This is a genomic window from Fibrivirga algicola, assembly GCF_011742925.1.
Classification (GTDB): domain Bacteria; phylum Bacteroidota; class Bacteroidia; order Cytophagales; family Spirosomataceae; genus Fibrella; species Fibrella algicola.
Map to the genome: position 1 here is coordinate 1 of NZ_WAEL01000007.1, position 18,435 is coordinate 18,435.

Annotated in this window: 17 protein-coding genes; 8 read left to right on the forward strand and 9 right to left on the reverse strand. The window is 55.1% G+C overall.

Annotation, left to right across the window (positions count from 1 at the left end; all coding sequences use genetic code 11):
* The first annotated feature begins 58 nt into the window (after window positions 1-58).
* Window positions 59-1,300 (forward strand): BaiN/RdsA family NAD(P)/FAD-dependent oxidoreductase, encoded by a 1,242-nt coding sequence (locus F7231_RS18270; protein ID WP_166692991.1) that lies wholly within the window; start codon window positions 59-61, stop codon window positions 1,298-1,300.
* Here the strand turns inward: F7231_RS18270 and F7231_RS18275 are convergent.
* A complete protein-coding gene (locus F7231_RS18275; RefSeq protein ID WP_166692992.1) occupies window positions 1,297-1,929 on the reverse strand; it encodes a 4'-phosphopantetheinyl transferase family protein in 633 nt (210 codons plus the stop codon). The two genes, F7231_RS18270 and F7231_RS18275, sit on opposite strands and share 4 nt — an antisense overlap.
* Before the next feature lie 62 nt (window positions 1,930-1,991).
* Between F7231_RS18275 and F7231_RS18280 the strand changes: the two genes are divergently transcribed.
* The 3 genes from F7231_RS18280 (at window position 1,992) to folB (ending at window position 4,312) form a co-directional block, all read left to right on the forward strand.
* Complete coding sequence (locus tag F7231_RS18280) at window positions 1,992-2,909, forward strand: WD40 repeat domain-containing protein (RefSeq protein WP_085414191.1); 918 nt, start codon at window positions 1,992-1,994, stop codon at window positions 2,907-2,909.
* Between the two features lie 113 nt (window positions 2,910-3,022).
* A complete protein-coding gene (locus F7231_RS18285; RefSeq protein WP_085414190.1) occupies window positions 3,023-3,949 on the forward strand; it encodes a DivIVA domain-containing protein in 927 nt (308 codons plus the stop codon).
* 12 nt (window positions 3,950-3,961) lie between these two features.
* Window positions 3,962-4,312 carry a dihydroneopterin aldolase gene (gene folB / locus F7231_RS18290; protein WP_085414189.1) on the forward strand — a complete coding sequence of 117 codons (351 nt, stop codon included), beginning with the start codon at window positions 3,962-3,964 and terminating at the stop codon, window positions 4,310-4,312.
* Between the two features lie 55 nt (window positions 4,313-4,367).
* On the opposite strand, the gene F7231_RS18295 is transcribed toward folB, so the two are convergent.
* From F7231_RS18295 to F7231_RS18310, 4 genes are all read right to left on the reverse strand, one after another.
* A complete protein-coding gene (locus tag F7231_RS18295) occupies window positions 4,368-4,916 on the reverse strand; it encodes an RNA polymerase sigma factor (protein ID WP_085414188.1) in 549 nt (182 codons plus the stop codon).
* Between the two features lie 371 nt (window positions 4,917-5,287).
* The gene (locus F7231_RS18300) at window positions 5,288-6,544 is read right to left on the reverse strand and encodes an NAD(P)/FAD-dependent oxidoreductase (protein ID WP_166692993.1); all 1,257 of its coding nucleotides are present in this window, start codon (window positions 6,542-6,544) and stop codon (window positions 5,288-5,290) included.
* A 140-nt stretch (window positions 6,545-6,684) separates the two neighbouring features.
* Entirely contained in the window at window positions 6,685-7,689 is a 1,005-nt protein-coding gene (locus F7231_RS18305; RefSeq protein WP_166692994.1) for a 4-hydroxyproline epimerase, read from the reverse strand.
* Window positions 7,690-7,803: 114 nt separating this feature from the next.
* Window positions 7,804-8,703, reverse strand: a complete 900-nt coding sequence (locus F7231_RS18310; protein ID WP_166692995.1) for a dihydrodipicolinate synthase family protein — start codon at window positions 8,701-8,703, stop codon at window positions 7,804-7,806.
* A gap of 159 nt (window positions 8,704-8,862) precedes the next feature.
* Here F7231_RS18310 and F7231_RS18315 point away from each other — a divergent pair, with 159 nt between their 5' ends.
* The gene (locus F7231_RS18315) at window positions 8,863-9,705 is read left to right on the forward strand and encodes a maleylpyruvate isomerase N-terminal domain-containing protein (RefSeq protein WP_166692996.1); all 843 of its coding nucleotides are present in this window, start codon (window positions 8,863-8,865) and stop codon (window positions 9,703-9,705) included.
* Window positions 9,706-9,741: 36 nt separating this feature from the next.
* Here F7231_RS18315 and F7231_RS18320 read toward each other — a convergent pair whose 3' ends face one another.
* Window positions 9,742-10,824 (reverse strand): dipeptidase, encoded by a 1,083-nt coding sequence (locus F7231_RS18320; RefSeq protein WP_166692997.1) that lies wholly within the window; start codon window positions 10,822-10,824, stop codon window positions 9,742-9,744.
* A 30-nt stretch (window positions 10,825-10,854) separates the two neighbouring features.
* Here F7231_RS18320 and F7231_RS18325 point away from each other — a divergent pair, with 30 nt between their 5' ends.
* On the forward strand, window positions 10,855-11,652 hold the full coding sequence (locus F7231_RS18325) for a M90 family metallopeptidase (protein ID WP_166692998.1): 798 nt from the start codon (window positions 10,855-10,857) through the stop codon (window positions 11,650-11,652).
* Between the two features lie 80 nt (window positions 11,653-11,732).
* Here F7231_RS18325 and F7231_RS18330 read toward each other — a convergent pair whose 3' ends face one another.
* Window positions 11,733-12,857 (reverse strand): D-TA family PLP-dependent enzyme, encoded by a 1,125-nt coding sequence (locus F7231_RS18330; protein WP_229370101.1) that lies wholly within the window; start codon window positions 12,855-12,857, stop codon window positions 11,733-11,735.
* A 151-nt stretch (window positions 12,858-13,008) separates the two neighbouring features.
* Here F7231_RS18330 and F7231_RS18335 point away from each other — a divergent pair, with 151 nt between their 5' ends.
* Complete coding sequence (locus tag F7231_RS18335; protein WP_085414180.1) at window positions 13,009-13,566, forward strand: TetR/AcrR family transcriptional regulator; 558 nt, start codon at window positions 13,009-13,011, stop codon at window positions 13,564-13,566.
* A gap of 114 nt (window positions 13,567-13,680) precedes the next feature.
* On the opposite strand, the gene F7231_RS18340 is transcribed toward F7231_RS18335, so the two are convergent.
* Window positions 13,681-15,123 carry a sensor histidine kinase gene (locus tag F7231_RS18340; RefSeq protein ID WP_229370103.1) on the reverse strand — a complete coding sequence of 481 codons (1,443 nt, stop codon included), beginning with the start codon at window positions 15,121-15,123 and terminating at the stop codon, window positions 13,681-13,683.
* Window positions 15,124-15,134: 11 nt separating this feature from the next.
* Window positions 15,135-16,745 (reverse strand): D-arabinono-1,4-lactone oxidase, encoded by a 1,611-nt coding sequence (locus F7231_RS18345; RefSeq protein WP_166692999.1) that lies wholly within the window; start codon window positions 16,743-16,745, stop codon window positions 15,135-15,137.
* 328 nt (window positions 16,746-17,073) lie between these two features.
* Between F7231_RS18345 and F7231_RS18350 the strand changes: the two genes are divergently transcribed.
* Window positions 17,074-18,402 (forward strand): DUF6351 family protein, encoded by a 1,329-nt coding sequence (locus tag F7231_RS18350; protein WP_166693000.1) that lies wholly within the window; start codon window positions 17,074-17,076, stop codon window positions 18,400-18,402.
* Window positions 18,403-18,435: the final 33 nt, after the last annotated feature.

Genomic DNA, 18,435 nt, shown 5'->3' on the forward strand with positions numbered 1-18,435 from the left:
CACAAACATCAAACCCAAAACATGAAACCCGAAACAGGACACTTACTGTTAGTGCCGTATGTCTTCGCGTCAATTAGCAATTATTGGAGGTGGCGCGGCCGGTTTTTTTGGAGCCATTGCGGCTGCCGAGGCCGACCCGACCGCCACAATTACCATCTACGAAAAAGGCCGTCAGGTACTTCAGAAAGTACGGGTATCGGGCGGTGGCCGGTGCAACGTCACCCACTCCTGTTTCGATCATAAGAAACTAGTTACGCATTATCCACGCGGCGATCGCTGGCTGCGTCCACTACTGACCCAGTTCGACGCCGCCGGCACAGTGCGCTGGTTTGAAGGGCGGGGGGTAGCGCTGAAAACCGAAGCAGACGGCCGCATGTTCCCCACCACCGATTCGTCGGAAACGATTATCGACTGCCTGCTCGGAACGGCCCGAAAACTGGGTATTCGTATACAGACCAGTAGTGGTGTTGAGCGATTGGAGCCGCTGCCATCGGGTGGATACGAGTTGCAGTTTTTTACCGGTGAGCGCGTTCAGGCAGATCGGGTGCTGGTGGCCACAGGTGGCTATCCACAGGCCCCGTCGTATGGCTGGATGCCCGACCAGAATGAACCCCTGCAAACACCGGTGCCGTCGCTATTTACGTTCAACACTCCCGATAATCCGTTGCTGTCGCTGGCGGGCGTGTCGGTACCGATGGCGCGGGTGCAGGTGGTGGGCACGAAACAACAGCAAAGCGGACCCTTGCTCATTACGCACTGGGGCTTTAGTGGCCCGGCCGTGCTGAAGCTATCGGCCTGGGCTGCGCGCGAACTGGCCAATTGCAACTATGCTTTTACACTGCGAATCAACTGGATGCCCGACAAAAACGAGGACCAACTGCGGGAAGCCATGGGTACGTTCCGGCAGCAGCATCCCAAAAAACAGGTGACTTCGCAAAATCCGGTGGGGTTGCCCGCCCGGCTGTGGGAAGCGTTTTGTGCTGAAGCAGGCGTTGCCGAGGGGCTTCGCTGGGCTGATTTGCCCGGTAAAATGCAAAACAGGCTGATTGAACGCATTGGTAACAGCCAGTTTGTGGTGTCGGGCAAAAGCACCTTTAAAGATGAGTTCGTCACCTGCGGCGGGATTTCGCTCGGGGCCATTCATCCTCAGACGCTCGAAAGTCAGGCGCATCCGGGGTTGTTCTTCGCCGGCGAAGTGCTGGATGTGGACGGGGTGACGGGGGGCTTCAACTTCCAGAATGCCTGGACAACCGGGTACGTTGCCGGCAAACACCTGGGGTTGGCGAACACCGCCAGTTAGCAGGCTACAATGACCAGACCGGGCTCCATATACAGGCAATAAAGCGTCAGTGTCTCGTTATGATCGGGCAGGCGAACATGGCCGGTTAACTGAGTAGCGCCGCCCGGAAACGGGTCGATTAACAAGTGATCGCGGAAAGTAAGCTGGCGTTTACCATACAGCTTGTATAAGGCTTCCTTCGCACACCAGTACACCGCCAGTCGGTCGGGCTGGCCATTGGCATGAGCAATTTCTGACGCCGACAGTACACGGGGCACAACGCGGGTAAACTGGTCGCGGATCGGCTCTACGTCGAGCCCAACGGGTTGGCTCTTGTGCCAGACCGCCGTGGCCCAGCCGGGGGTGTGCGACAGCGAAATGTGACCGGGAAGCCCGCGTAAATAGGGTTTGCCGAACTCGTCTTTCCACAGCCCCCTGTAATGACAGCGATGTGCCTCGACCAGTGTTTTCAGGGCTACGCGGCAAGCCAACCATTCGACTCGCTGACCCGCATGCGCAATACCGCCCAGGTCGATCTGCTCTTCCTCCGACAAGACAAGTTGGGGGGCCAGATCGATTTCAGACTCCGTAATCTGCCAGCGAATCAGGATACAGTTGGTTGTGACGAGGTGGGTAGAGACCTGAGGCATGGAGGAAGGTGGTGCGTCAAAGCAATTGTAACTACTTTTGCACGAATTCTACTGCAATTATTATGTTAAAACCGGCCGCCATTCAAATTCAGCGCCTCGATACCTTTGGCGGGCACCGAGACAGCGTATTTGCGCTCGCTCCATCAGGGCAGGCTGGGCACTTCTTTTCCGCTGGTGCCGATGGCCAGGTTGCTGACTGGGACGTAGCCCGGCCTGATCTGGGGGCGTTGGTTGCCCGAATTCCGGCTTCAGTTTACGCCCTGACCCTCGATACGCAAAGCGGTTTTTTATGGGTAGGGCAAAACTACGAAGGGATTCAGTTTATTGACCCACACCAAAAGGCACCCGTAGGTTCCCTGCAACTCACGACCGGGGCGATCTTCGACATTCAAATTTACCAGCAAACGGCCTTTATTGCGTTGGGTGATGGCGTGGTGGTGGTCGTTGACGTACCCACGCGGGCTATTCGCAAGCATTTGAAGGCGTCCGACAAGTCGGCGCGTTGCGTAGCGGTTAACCCCGTCGAGCGCGAGTTTGCCGTGGGCTATAGCGACAACCAGATCCGAATCTTCGATCTCACTACTTTCGACCTGAAACGCACAATCAGCGGGCCTGCCAACTCGGTGTTTACCGTAGCGTACTCGCCCGATTTCCGGCACCTGCTGGCGGGTGGACGCGACGCTCATCTGCGCTCGTGGGATGTGGAAGCCGAGTATCGCCCCGACGCCGATGTCGTTGCGCACCTATACGCACTCAACCACCTGGCTTACAGCCCAGACGGTCAGTGGCTGGCAACCGTGAGTATGGACAAGACCATCAAGCTGTGGGAGGCCGATACGCTGCGTCTGCGCAAAGTCATTGACCGGGCCAGGCATGGTGGTCACAGTACATCCATTAACAAGGTATTGTGGTTGTCGGGCACAACTTTTGCCACGGCTAGTGATGACCGTACCGTTGCCGTTTGGGAGGTTATCGGGTAAGTAATTGCTTTCGGACTCAATTTTGTGGAAAATAATGCTGTAATTTCCCCTAATTGAGGCTTTCAACAGCCTCTCACCACCTGGACTATTCCTGTAGGATATACACAATACGCATGAAAATTACACCAATAGAAATTCGCCAGCACACATTTGAAAAAAGTTTGCGTGGCTACAAAGTCGATGATGTCGACGCCTTTTTATCGTCGCTGTCGCAGGAATGGGAGCGCGTTGTCGGCGAGAGCAAGATGCTGAAAATGCAACTTGAACTGGCTGAAAAAGAGCTCAACAAACTGAAAGAAATTGAACTGACGCTGTTCCGTACGCTCAAAAATGCGGAAGATAACAGCTCGCACATTGCCGAGCAGGCCAACCGGCAAGCCGAACAGTATATTGCCGAAATGCGCCAGAAGGCTGATGAACAATTGGCCGTGGCCAAGAAGAAATCGGCCGTGATGATTCAGGATGCCGAAAATCAGGCCAGGTACGTTCGCGAAAACCTGTCGGTAGAACTGAAGTCGCTGGAACAGGATTTCAAGGCGATGGAGCGCTACAAAGACAACCTGATGGTGCAGATTCGGGCGCTGGCAACCAACGCCATGGACAGTGTGGATCGGTTTGAGAAGAAATTTGCCCGTCAATCGGCTAAGCAGAAATTCGATGAGGTAGGTGGTGAGCCTGTTAATGCCGAAACACCCGTTGCCGAGTTGCCTGCTCCCGAAGAAGCGCAGCCAGTCGAAGCACCCATGCTGGAAACAGAGACCGCAACCGGTTCCGATGTGGTGAATGAAGAGCCAGATCAGGCGACGGAAGCAGAGCAGGAGGTTCAGCCAGTCACGGTTAGTGCGCCTGAACTGCCGGCCAACGCGGAAGTCCCCGACGATTTACCCACGAACGTCCAGTCGACCGATGAGCCGAATCCGTTGGCTGGCGCTGATGCTTCGGCTCAGTACGGCGCCAGTGCTACGGTCAATGAACCGCAGGTAACGCAGGTTGAGCGGGACGAAAAGAAAGGGGGCGGTTCATTTTTTGACCAGATTTAACCAACCGCTATTTTGGGTACCATCGCCTTAGAAGGCCTCGAATTTTTTGCATATCACGGTTTTTATGATGAGGAGCAAAAAATTGGCAATAAGTACGCCGTAGATATTACCGTTTTCGCCGATTTTTCGGAGGCGGCCCGCCGCGATAAGCTCAGTGCCACGGTTAACTACGAAGCTTTGTACGAAATTACGGCGGCAGTGATGAAACGGCCCGCCCGCTTACTTGAACACATTGCCCACAACCTGATTGCCGATATCAAGCAACGTTACCCGGCTGTCGAGAGTGTTGAGGTAAGTGTTTCTAAATTTAATCCACCCATCGGTGGGGTCTGCCACCGGGCCCGGATTACCCTTCGGGAATAAAGCCAGCGCGCTGGCTACCACTGGTGTTTACCTGGTAGCCAGCGCGCTGAATTAGTTACGGGCATTTCTGCTGATAAGCCTTAGCCTGATCACGGGCTCGTTTGAGCCGCATTTTCATCGCACTTACGCTGACATCGGCTTCGTTGGCCAGCGTTGCCACATCTTTGTTGGCCAGGTACCGGCGCCGGAGCAACTGCTGATCCTGAGAAGACAGCTTGCCGAGCGATCGTTCAGCTCTAAACCAGCGTTCGTCGAGGGTAGGCTCTTCTGGTTGTACGTACAGGCCAAGCGCTTCATTGCTTACATCTAGCGGCACAAAAGGGCGTCGCTTCAAGCTGTCTAGTACCGTAAGGCAGTGATGTCGGGTGAGTACAAACAGCCAGGTAGAGAACTTAGCTTCGGCCCGAAAGGTGTGGAGTCGGGTGTAGACTTTACAAAAAATCTCTTGTGTTTGATCCAGCGCCTCTTCCGGGTCTGTGAGCAGTTGCAGGCATGATTGAAATACTTTTTGGTGGTAGCGCTGGTGAAGCTGAGCAAATAGAGCGTCTGACCTTTTGAGTACAAAAGCCGCTACAATCGTCTCGTCGGAATCGACTTGTTTCATGATAGTTGAGCCATACTGATCACGCCGAGACGTAGGAGCAGAGCCAATTTAAATGAGTGTGTAGATGTCCCGATGAGGCTGTAAATCCGACGAGTAGCCTATGTTTGAAGCAGTTACACGATCGGTTTATCAGGAATAGTAAGCATACGCTGATCTAATGTGTTTGGATTTCATGTAGCTACACTTATTATGAATTAAATTTTATTTATATGAATACGTATTTGATTATAAAGTCTTTAGCTAGCCGATCAGCCTGAAAAAATCGCTGAACGTGCTATTTTCTCAGGCGATTTTTTCGGCTAAATCAGAAACAACAAGTGAGTGGTTCACTGTATGTCGTATACAGTGTTGCCGGACGGGGCGGAAGTTATTTATGAGAAACGTCCGGGCAGGAAGGGAGCAAGGTCCATGCTGGGCGAGGCATTGGCAATGGTTTCGGCAACCAGTTTACCCGTGGCAGGCCCCAGGCTCAGGCCCATCATCCCATGTCCCGTGGCAAGGGTCAGGTTATCGAACTGACGGACGCGGCCAATGTACGGCAGCCCGTCGGGGGAGCAGGGGCGAAGACCTTTCCAGACCGTTTCTGCTTTTGGTAGTTCAACCGGTAGCTCAGGGTAATACTGCGTGATGCCCGCTACAATTCCACGTACCCGGTTCATATTGACCGACTGATCGGTGCCCGCCACCTCGAGCGTTCCGGCAAAGCGCAGGCCGTTACCCATTGGCGTGGCTGTAGCGCGCGCTTCGAGCATAATGGCTGGTATCTGCACTGTTTTGGCCAGGTCGTTCAGCATGAAGCTGTAGCCTTTGCCCCCTTGCAGTGACAACGAAAAGCCGAGTAGGCGGGCCAGTTCCGGAGACCAGGAGCCCCCCGCCACCACTGCCTGATCGACGGTGTAGTCGCCTTTGTTGGTTACGATGCGGTCGATGCGCGACCCCTGTGTGCCGAAACCGGTGACGGTCTGTTCCTCCACAAACTGAACGCCCTGCTGCTGCAGGTACGTAACAAGCGACCGAATGAGTTCGCTGGGATTCAGGTGCGCATCGCCGGGGTAGAAGATTGCCCCCCGCACGTCGACCCGCACGTTGGGTTCTTTATCCTGTACCTGCTGCCCTGAAAGGAGCTGTGCCTCAATACCGGCGCGGTTGGCAACGTCGGCTTCTTCGGCCATTTCGTGTTCAGCACCGGCGGTTTTGTAGAGCATCATCAGTCCCCGTTCCTGCCAGCCAAACGGAGCCAGCGTACCTGCTGAGCTGGCAGCGGCCAGGTCCTGATATAGTTTTTTGCTCAGTAAGCTAATATCGCGCAGGGCCGGAATAGCGCGTTCAACGTGTGCGGGTGTGGCGTGCCGGTAAAAGAGCCAGCCCCAGCGCATCAAATCCAGGTTCAGGCGGGGTTTGACGTAGAACGGGCTGGTCGATTTCAGCATCCAGCGCATGCCTTTGGCAATCATACCCGGTTGGGCCAGCGGAATAATGTGGCTGGGCACAATCATCCCCGCGTTACCGAATGAACAGCCGTCGGTGATCCGGTTCTGATCGAAAACAGTAACACGGTGCCCCGCCTGATGCAGGTAATAAGCCGAGCTAAGCCCGATAATGCCGCCGCCGATGATGCCAATATGCATGGTAATTGGTGATTGATTATTGGGTTATTGGTAATAGAGTATCGGTGGTTAAGCGGGGTACGGGAATTGGTCAGTGTAGGGTTGCGACAGGTAATGGAGGACTTACTCAGTCACCTACTTTCCAATCACCCATTTCCCACTTACAATACCTGAAATCCGAAGCGGTATGGGTCTTCTTCGTCAAGAATGAGGTGGTTATAGCCATGAATGATGGCCCATCCCTCAATGCTGGGTACAATGGCTGGTTTGCCGGCCAGCTCGGTTTCGGCCTCGATTCGCCCGTTGAAAATAGAGCCGATAATGCTCTCATGAACAAACGTTTCGCCGGGCTTCAGTCGTCCTTTGGCATACCACTGCGCCAGCCGGGCCGACGTACCCGTGCCGCAGGGCGAGCGGTCGATGGCTTTGTCGCCATAAAAAACGGCGTTGCGCGCCGTAGAGGTAGTTTGCAGGGGGGCACCTGTCCAGAGAATGTGGCTAAGGCCGTTGATCGTCGGGTTTTCGGGATGCACGAAGGTATACTGCTCGTTCATCCGCTCGCGCATGACCCGGGCCCAGGCAATGAGTTGTTCGGCTTTGTAATGCTCCAGACCAGGGAAATTGGGCTGCGGGTCAACGATGGCGTAGAAATTACCCCCATACGCCACGTCGACGGTCAGTTCGCCGAGGTCAGGGCATTGTACGGTCAGCCCTTCGGCGGCGAGGTACGATTTGATGTTCGTAATCTTCACCGACTTTACTTTTTTGCCTTCCTGAACATACGTCACCTTGATCAGACCGGCGGGCACTTCAAGGTTGAGCACGCCTGGCGTTTTGGGGGAAATCAGCCCCTGTTCGATGGCTACCGTAACGGTGCCGATGGTGCCGTGGCCGCACATGGGCAGGCAGCCCGACGTTTCGATGAAGAGCACACCGGCATCGTTGGCGGGGTCGGTGGGTGGATACAGAATACTGCCCGACATCATGTCGTGACCGCGCGGCTCAAACATCAGCGCTTTCCGAATCCAGTCGTAGTCGCGGAGAAAATGCTGCCGCTTCTCGCTCATCGAATTACCGATCAGTTGCGGAATGCTACCGCCCGTAACCACCCGCACCGGGTTGCCGCAGGTGTGGGCATCAATGCAGAAAAAATGAAAATCAGGCATGGGAGGGAAGGGGTTAGTCTGACGTTTGTGGTTTGGTGTTTGACGTTGCGTTGCTTGTTTGAGATTCGTCCCTAATCACAGTCAAACACCAAACCATAAACGTCAAACAGAATATCACATAGGCCGGCAGGCCAGTTGTGTCTGGATGATCTGCATAACCTGGGTACGTTCGTCGCCGATAAGGGGTAAACGGGGCGCGCGGACGTATTCGGAACCGATGCCGGTGGCGGTTGCTGCCAGCTTGATGTACTGCACCAATTTAGGGTGAATGTCGAGTTCGAGGAGGGGCATAAACCAGCGGTAAATGGCCAGCGCTTCCGCGATTTTACCCGCTTTGGCGAGGTCGTAGATCGCGATGGTTTCTTTGGGGAAGGCATCAACCAGGCCACCAACCCAGCCGTCGCAGCCCAGGAGAATGGCTTCCAGCGCCAGCGTGTCGACGCCGCCCATCAGTTTGAAGCGATCGCCAAACGCGTTGCGCATCCGGGTAATGTTGGTGAGGTCGCGCGTTGATTCTTTAACCGCCTGGATGTTGTCGAATTTTGCCAGCTCGTCAAACATGGCTACGGTGGTCATGATCTTGTAATCGTAGGGATTATTGTAGATCATGATCGGCAGGGCCGTCTCTGCCGCTACTGCTTTGAAAAACGTAACCGTTTCGCGGGCATCGGCGGGGTAGCGCATGGGGGGCAGCAGCATCAGGCCATCGGCACCGTTGGCTTCGGCTTCATGGGCACGGGCAATGGCCTGTTTGGTTGCCTGTTCGGCAATATTGACCAACACAGGTACGTTGCTCTCGCAGACCGCGAGGGCTGATTCCAGCAGGGCAATCTTCTCGTCATTACCCAGCGTGCTCGCTTCGCCCAGCGAACCACCGATGATAAAGCCGTGTACGCCCGCGTCGAGTTGTGCGTGAAGGTTTTTCTCGAAAAGGGGAATATCCAGTTCGTCGTTGGCTGTAAAAGGCGTGAGCAGCGCGGGATAGACACCTTCCCATTTAACAGGTACGTTCATGCGGTATGACGGTTATTTGTAGATACCCAAAAGTACAACGACAGCTGAATACCGGATGCCACGGGCTTGAGCAATTCTAATACTATTTTCACCAGACAAGCTAACGAAATTTGAATAGAGGGGGAAAATACGCCGAAACGAACCACCTATCTTTGCGCCATGCCATCAATGCCACCCATACAAACCGCCCCGTTGTTTCCAGTGCTGCATCAGCACCTGCAGACGCTCCTGCGTAGCCTGTCGCCCGCCGACTGGCAGCGGGAAACAATCTGCACCGGCTGGACGGTGAAAGACGTAGCCGCGCACCTGCTCGACACGTCGCTTCGCACAATCGCTATGTACCGCGATAGGTACGTAGCACCCGATTCGCCGACGATCGGGTCCTATCAGGAACTGGTCGGTTACCTGAACCAACTGAACAACGACTGGGTACGGGCTACGCGGCGACTGAGTCCGGCCGTGCTGATCGACTGGCTGGTGCAGGCGGGTGCCGAAGCCGATGCACTGATCACAGCGCTGCCGCCCGACGAGCCGGCTCTGTTTTCGGTGGCGTGGGCGGGGCAGCAGGTGTCGCCAAATTGGTTTCATGTGGCCCGGGAATACACAGAGCGCTGGCACCATCAGCAGCAAATTCGGCTGGCGGTGGGGCAAACGGCCGATCTGGAAACCGACGAGCTGTACCAGCCGGTGCTCGATACGTTCATGCAGGCGCTGCCATTTGCCTACCGCGATACACCTGCGACCGTAGGTACGTTGCTCCGGTTTTCGGTGGCCGATCTGGCGGGGGGCAACTGGTTTTTGCGGCGCGAACAGGATCAGTGGCGGTTAGCGCCAACCGCACCCAACCAACAGCCCGACACCTGGGTGCAGATTAACCGCGCCTTCGCCTGGCAGCTTCTCACGCGCAACCTGCCGACGGATGTTGCCGCTTCCTACATCAACATATCCGGCGATGAGGCACTGGGCCGGAACGTATTGACGATGCGCTCGGTGATGATGTAGAAAGCGTAGCCCGGCCCCACCAAGAACCTATTGCGACTATGCCCAGGCGTTCCGCAGAAAGCGTAGCCCGTTTCCGTGGAAAATGCCCTCGATATCGGTCTGGCTGTACCCGCGTTTCTGAAGCAGGCCCTGTAGGTTTTGTATATCAGCGATGGTGTCCAGGTCGGCGGGCGACTGTTCGAGGCCGTAGGTGCCGTCGAGGTCGGAGCCGATAGCACAGTGGCTCGACGAGCCGGTTAACTGGCAGATATGGTCGATGTGATCAATCAGCGTGTCGAGCGTTACGCCGAAGGTATGCGACTGGAAAGGCACCCGCTGCGTAAGTCCGGCTTTGAGCATCCAGGCGTCGAGGCAGCCGCCGATGACAGCTCCCCGCTCGGCAAGCCGGATAATTTGATCGTCGGTCAGCTGGCGTTGGTGGGGTACTAGCGTTCGGCAATTATGATGGCTGGCCCAGATTGGCCCTTTGTACAGGTCAAGGGCTTCGTCGAACCCTTCGTCGGTCAGGTGAGTCACGTCCAGAATCATGCCCAGGGCATCCATTTCGCGGAGCAGGTCGCGGCCCAGTGTGGTCAGCGGACCACTGAGGCCCGTACCGGGCGCATAACGGCCGGTGCTGTAGTGGGCGGGACCAAGCGCTCGTAGGCCATAGGCGTACGCTTTTTCCAGGTACGTCAGATTCACCAGCGAGTCGGCTCCTTCGAGGCTGAGAATAAAGCCGACAGGCTTCTGATCGGCCGGAATGGCGGTGTCGAGCCAGAGGGCCACGTGTTCGTCGAGCTGCTGGCGGTTGGTAAGTTGCCGCATCCAGCCGTCGTCTTCCATGCTTCGGTACCAGGCCAGTTGCGCCTGGGTCATGGCCCACGCCTGCTGGGGCGAGTTCCAGCCCGCACCGGGTAAACTGCTGTCTGTTTCGTTGTAGCGGGCAATTTGGGTAGCCACAACGAGCCCAATCTGACCACGGCGCAGGTCGGGCAGCGAAACCACACCCCGGCCCCGGTCGGGCTTGTCGGTCATGCCCTGTTCCGACTGGCGAATGGTGGGTACGTCGCGCCGGTAATCGCGGTTCCATTCAATAGCATTCAGCGCCAGATCGAGGTGGGTGTCGAAGGTAAACATGTTGTAGAGGGTAAACGAAACGTCGAATCTATGGAGTATTTCCTTATACTGCTCGTTGTGGCGGGGCTGGTCTGGTGGTTTTTCATCCGCAAAAAGCAGGAAGTCATCGTTCCGCTCGCGCCCGACCATGTGGCGTTGCTGGAGCAAAACGTGCCTTATTACCAGTCGCTACCCGACGATCGAAAGCAGGCTTTTTCTGATCGGGTAAGCCAGTTTCTATCGAAAGTTACTATTGAAGGTGTTGACACGGAAGTTGACGAGCTCGACCGGATACTGGTTGCCAGTAGCGCGGTCATTCCCATTTTTGCCTTCGAAGGGTGGGAGTATCCCAACCTGACAACGGTGCTGCTCTATCCGGGTACGTTCAACGAAGCGTATGAAACCAAGGGTGATGGCCTGATGATCATGGGTCAAGTGGGCGAGGGCGGGGCCTTGCAGAGTACCATGGCGCTGTCGAGACCGGCCCTGCGCAATGGATTTGCGGTAGAAACGAGTAAAGAGAACACCGGCATCCATGAGTTTGTGCACCTGCTTGACAAAGTAGACGGGGCCATCGACGGAACGCCTGAGTATATGATTCCAAAAGCGTACCTGCAACCCTGGATTCGGCAGATCCAGCAGCAGATCGGGGAGATTAAAACCAGCAAGTCAGACATTAATCCGTATGGTGCGACTAACGAAGCGGAGTTCTTCGCGGTGGTGTCGGAGTATTTCTTCAAGCGTCCCGACCTGCTGCAGGCCAAACACCCGGAGTTGTTCGAACTGCTCGAACGCATCTTCCGGCAAAATCCGCTCGAACCGGATAAAGTGATTACGGAGGAATTGTAACACGGGTGTCAACCTGTTTTGTGGTTGGCTACCCGGCTACTCCTCGCCTTCGGAGCAGACGGGTTGACACCCGTGGTACGTTAGATCGTCAGCTTCCGGACTCGGGCGGTGACGGGCCAGGTGTCGGTGACCAGCCCATTTTCTACTACTTTAACTGACTCATAAAGGGCGACGGTTGGGCAAATGTGTTTGGGGACGCCGTACCAGATCTCGCCGGGTACGTGCTGGCGCGCCTTGGGTAGCTTCACTACCAGGTGTTCTTCACTCTGACCCGTAAGCTGCCCATCGGGGTGATCGAAAAATAGGGCGCGGGGTTGCGGATTTTCGGCCGCTACCGATTTATGGCCCAGATCAAGGGTCAGGGTTGTGTCATCGATCACGGAAATGACCCGCGTCAGCAGCACGGCGGCTATATCGTAGGGGAGGTCGGGCAGTAGCTCGGCATAGCCCGCATCCCAAAAAACAAACGTACCCGGACTTGTTTGCACGCGTTCCCCATTGCGGTTGGCGTGTATCGTCGAGGTGGGGGTGCCGCCCATAATCAGCGTCAGCGGTTTCTGTTGCGCTTGTTCAATGGCCTGCCGTGCTGCCAGTGCCTGTGCATACCCTGCATCGGCGTGGGTGGTGCGGGTGGCTACATCGGTATCGCGAATGTGCCCGTCGTACCCATGCAGCCCCACCACGTTGATGCCCGGCAAATCGGCGCAATCGGCCGCGAGCTGGACGGCGTCGGTGGGGGAGATGCCGGTGCGCCCCATGCCCACATTCAGATCGATATACACCGACAGGGGAGCCGTGCCGACTGTGTCGGCCAGTTGCCGGGCAGTGGCCAGGTTGTCGATCAGGCAGGCGAAGCGGGTGGCTGGGTACGTGGTTGTCAGCGTAAACAACCGGGCTATTTTGGGACCCACTACCGGGTAGGCCAGCAGTACATCAGCTGCACCTGCCTGGGCCAGCATTTCCGCTTCGGCAATGGTGGCGCATTTAAACTGGTATATACCCGCTTCGAGCATCAATTGCGTCACCGCCGCCATCTTGTGCGTTTTCACATGCGGCCGAAGCCGGTCGACCCCACCCGCCAGCCTGATAGCCGTTTGAATATTCTTTTTTACACGCTCTGGATAAATCAATAACGACGGTGAATCAATCTCGTCGGCGTTTTGGATGGTGTACCAGTTCGGAGCAGGCATTACGTTTGGTTGCATAGTTGTTGGGCGGCACGGTTCACCGAAGTAAGGCCATAAGAACAGCGCCAGATTATGGCCGGCAATTTGCCTTGCTTTTTATAAAGCCGGCGTACGGTAGGCGTTTACTAGGTCTGAAAGCCATTTTGCTGGTTTGCCTGTTACTCTGTTCATGAAAGAACGGATTTGTGCAGAGGCGAGGCAGTTATTCAACCAGTACGGGGTGAAGACCGTCCGGCTAGACGACATTACCCGGCAGTTGGGCATCTCGAAAAAAACGCTTTATCTCTACTTTCAAAACAAGGAAGATCTCGTTCAGCAAATGCTGGAATCGCAACTCAATGACAGCCTGCACGAAGCTACCGTTATTCAGGGACAGTCTGCCAATGCGATTGAGGGTGCGCTGCTTATCTGGGATCACCTGATTCGTTACAAGCACACGGTCAACCCAAGTCTGCTGCTCGACATTGAGCGACATTATGCCACGGCCTGGCACCTGTTTCAGGTTGCCAGAAGCGCGTACATCAGCACCATTCTGGAGGCTAATCTTCGCGCTGGGATAAGCGAAGGATTGTACCGCTCCGATCTGAACAACACCGTGCTGGCCTGGCTCTGGATCGAACAGAGCCAGAGCGACGTACCTGCCAAAGGCGATGAGCAGGTGGTGAAGCACCATTTTGTGCGTGGTTTGCTGACCCAAAAGGGGCTGGCAGTCTATGAGGCCCTTTAACTACCCGGCAAGCTCCACTTTAGTTAATTCGGCCTGCCTAGGCAACCCAGGCGCATGTCTAAGTACCTTATTTCGTCGCCGCATTAGACTAAGCAAATGCCTGAAAAAGAGAGACTAAACAATTGGAAGTTTAATGGAAAACTGGGCAAATTCGCCAGCTACGGTATCCAGCGTAAAGGTGCCGTTATGGCCTTTGGTAATGATGTCGTAACTCAGCGAGAGGCCCAGGCCCGTGCCTTCGCCCGTTGGTTTGGTGGTAAAAAAAGGCTGAAACACTTTTGCCCGAATGTCTTCGGAAATCCCCGTTCCGTTGTCGCGGATGCTGATCTCGATCTGATCGCCAACCTGCGCGGTGCTGACGGTGACCGTTGGCTGGAAGTCGGTCGGATTCGCTTTCCGTTTCTGCTGAACGGCGTAGAACGCGTTGGTAAACAGATTGGTGAGCACCCGACCGATATCCTGCGGCACTACGTTGGTCGTCAACGGCTTAGGATTAAGGTGCATGTCGATCTGGCAGGCAAAACTGTTGTTTCTTAACTTTTGCCCCTGATACGCCAGGTGCAGGTATTCGTCGACGAGTGCGTTGATGTCGGCCGGTTGACTGCTGCCCGTACCCACATTAGAGTGTTCGAGCATGCCCTTTACTATGGCCGACGCCCGGCCGCCGTGGTGGTTAATTTTCTGGAGGTTTTGCTTTAGGTCGTCCAGCAGTTCAGCTTCCAGATCGGGGTCGCGGTCGGTTCGCAGTCGTTCGTCGTCGAGTTCGGCGATCAGCTCCGTTGAGAGGTCCGAGAAGTTGTTGACGAAGTTGAGCGGGTTTTGAATCTCATGGGCAATGCCCGCCGTGAGCTCACCGAGCGACGCCAGTTTTTCACGCTGAATCAGGCGATTTTGAGCCAGCTTCAGTTCGATCAGCGATTGTTTAAGCTCTTCTTCTTTGCGGGTATTTTCTGATCTGAAATAGTAAACGACCAGAAAAAGAGTGAGGAAAACCAGCAGGTGATTCGTCTCGTACAGGTTTTCCCCGTTGGGCATCGATAGAAACGGGGTCAGGACGGTAAATGAGTATTTGCAGAGAAAGAAGCAGCACACGTTGAGGATAAAGAACAGGAACAGCGTCAGAAACCGCCTGAAAAACAGCATGGGCAGCAGGCTGGCTGTAATCAGGTAGTACTCCGTTGCGTCGACTGCCCCGTGCGAAACGGCCGAAAAGGTGTAATAAATGATGTTGAAAAACAGAAAGAAGTAACAGGCCGCCTCGTAGCGTCGGTAGTGATTCATGAGAATCGGTACGCACGAGATCACGCTGGCGGGCAGGCTCTCCCAAAAGGTAACCCGGTGGGCTTCGTCGGAATAAACAAGGGCGAAACAGGCGTAAAGTATAGACGGGATGACACTAATGCCGTTGACAAGCCGGGTACGTTTGCGCAGCCAGTCATCCATTGTGTCGTCGACACCGATGTTGATGGCCCAGGACCAGGCCCGGTGCAAAAACGACAGGAGCTGACCGAAACGGCGACCAATTGTTGACGTAGCTGAGGCAGCAGGCGCGGACATACAGGCTTGAATTAAATACCGAGGTGTAATTTCCAGTAGCTGGTCAGAAAGACGTTATGAGGGTCCATGCTGGCGCGGAGTTCGTTGAAGTCAGCTAATTTAGGGTATTGTTCGGCTAAATACGGGGCTCCGGTGCGCCCATTGGCGAGCGGCAGTAGTTTGCCCCAGTGTGGCCGAAACGGAATCTGGTTGTCATATAGCAACTGCCAGAACTGTTGGTAGTAATCGGCTGACTTGACGGCACTGTTGGCAAAGTGCAGAAAATTGATCCGGATCACGTCGTGCTTATAGGCCGGACTCAACCAGAACGGACTCGCCTTAGCCCCCGAAATTTCGACGGTATAGACTTCGGTAGCGGCAAAGCCTTTTTGCTTATAATGGGTTTCCATAACCGCAATTAGCCGCTGAGCATCCGTCATGGGCACCCATAGCTCGGTATAATCGAGGTTGAATAGCTTGTTGCTGAATTCGAACGAATCGACGCGAAGGGCGCTCCACCACACATCCCAGAATTGCTGCTGCGGTTTTTTCGGGCTAAAGTACAGGCTGAGCAGCTTGGTATACACGGTTGGGAATAAGTCGTCGACCAGCTTTCTGAGGCCGTTCCAGAGTGCAGCCAGCCTGTTCCCGAATAGTCTGGCTGTTAGCTTGTCGTACCAGTTCGGCCAGTTGTTTATAAGCCAGAAGCCTTTTTCCGCGATCCACTGCGCCCACAGGCGCGGCGTATGAAAGGGGCCAATCGTGACAACTGGAAACGGAGGGGCATACGCTTTTATGCCCGTTTTCACGGCGGCATCGGCCTTACTCATGGGTGCCGCCCGCCAGTTGACAACCCACTGCAACTCGTTGTAGGGCCACCAGAGCAACCGCACGTGTGGCGTATTCGTCAGCATGTCTGCCAGCGATGGCTTTGCCGCGTCAACAGGGCCCAGGAAGTTGAACGGCGTTTGATACTGCGACGTAACATCTTCGTAACCAGCGATCATGGTTGAGTGGTGGCCTGCGTTGTCCAGATAGGGCAGGCACTTCAGCGTAACCGACACGACAATGCCCAGCAAGCCAAGCGACGTACCCACGGCGAAGAATGGGTTGGTGGGGTCATCGCTCCGTCGAAAATTCTGCGGGTTACCGTTTCCATCAATTAACCGAATGCCAACCACCTGATCGCCAAACGATGCAGGTACCGAGGCGCCTTCTGACCCGGTAGCGATGAACCCGGCGATGGTTTGGTGGGCTACGGCAGGTACGTTGGGCAAGACCCATCCCTTGGCAGCTACTTGCGGAAACAGTCCGTTGGTCTCCGACGAAACGTGCGCCGGGTCGAAGGGATCATAATAGAGGTTGATGCCCGCCCCAACCGTTACTTCCAGGGTAGAATCGTCAAAATGAATAGACCGGAACTGATCGAGTTGCAGGTTGATGTCGGGAGCAGAAGCGTCAGTATTGGTCTTAAAGCCGTTGGTGAATACAGCCTGCGGTACCGAAAGCGCTGCTCCCCGGACGCGGACGTTCAGCTTGTTTTCGGCTGCATACCTTACAAACGCGCTGATGTGTGCTTCTGTGGTTGGGTGGAAGAGGTGGTTTTGCGGCTGATATAAATCCAGTAGCTGTTGAGGGAGCATGGGGAGTGGGCTAGGTTACATGACCAAATATAGGAAATAATGCACCCCAAAACGGTAGGTAACAAATGGTTACTTGCCAGTTACGGTTTGTGGCGTTGTGGCTAAAAAAGAAGCAGTCATGTTTTCATCAGCAGGTCATTTTTTTACTCGTAAGTAAATGAATCCGGATGTGTTGGTTGACTGCATGAGGTACCATTGACCGGCCAATAAAAACTACGGCGCATGTAGTTGGTAAGGCATTCTTTTACAGTGCTTTAGCTGCGAGCTGCCGGGGTTAGTCCTGCCGTGTGTCAGCTCTAGTAACTTAAACCAAAACCTGTTTACTACCATGAAAAAGACGTTTATCAGACAAACCTATTACTGGCTTTTACCAGCCCTTCTCGGACTGCTGACCGGCTGCTCCAACGAGCTGGATTCGCTTACCACCCGGAGCGAGTCGAACACCGACGTTGTCCACGAAGTGCGACAGGCTAAAACAGTGACCCTGCTCGATGGTACCCTGAGTGCATTCGGATGTACGGTTCAGACCCTGAAAACCGGCGAGATTTATCAGATCTGCAAGCCCGCTAACTGGAATGGCGACCTGATTATGTATGCCCACGGGTACGTGTCGCCCTACGAACCGCTGGCCATATCGACCGAAGCAGATGCCATTGCGCCGCTGTTAATCAGCCAGGGGTATGCCTTTGCCACAACCAGCTACAGCGTGAATGGCCTGGCGGTGCAACCCGGTATCACCGATATCGTAAACCTGCGAAAAAGCTTTGTCAAACAGTATGGGCGGCCCGGCCACGTGTACCTGACCGGCGGCTCTGAAGGGGGGCTCATTACCACGCTGGCTATCGAGCGCTACCCCGATCTGTTCGACGGGGGATTGGCACTCTGCGGTCCCTGTGGCGATTTTCAGCGGCAGATCAACCGGTACGTCGACTTCCGGGTGCTGTTCGATTATTATTTTCCGGGGGTGTTGCCCGGCACTGCCGTTGCTATTCCGGACCAACTCATGCAGAATTGGCAGAGCGTGTATGTGCCATTGATTCTTGGAGCCATGCAGGCCAACCCGGTCAATACCCAAAAACTACTGGCCACGGCCGATCTGATATATGCCGCAGAGAGCCCCGCCACTAGTGCGCAGGCGGTCCTCGGGCTGCTCTGGTATGATGTGTTTGCTACCCGTAATGCCACCCAGGTGCTGAAAGGCCAACCCGCCGACAACACAACCAGCGTGTATATCAATCCGTTTGGGAGCCCAGCCGAGAATCAACAGTTGAATCAGCAGGTACAACGTTTCGCCGGTGATAAACAGGCAATGAAAATAATCGAAAAGGACTACCAGACCAGTGCCGCCCTGCGTATACCGCTGGTGCAAATGCATACAAGCGGCGATTTTCTGGTTCCGTTCTGGCACCTGCCGCTCTACCAGCAAAAAACGGTACTGAAAGGCACTGCGGCCCTGTTTACGCCCATTCCCATTCCGGACCGATTTGGGCACTGTACGTTTACCGAGACTGAGCTGGCCACCAGTTTTGGGTTGTTGGTGGCAAAAGTAACCGGCCAGCAGCCACTCCTGTCGCAGCAGCTGAAAGCGCTCAGCCTGGGCAATAACGGCAAGCTGGTACGGTCAGTGTCGATTACGGAGCAGGCAGACGTAAAGTAGCCACCCCCGTTGTACCATCGGGCCTGTTCGCTA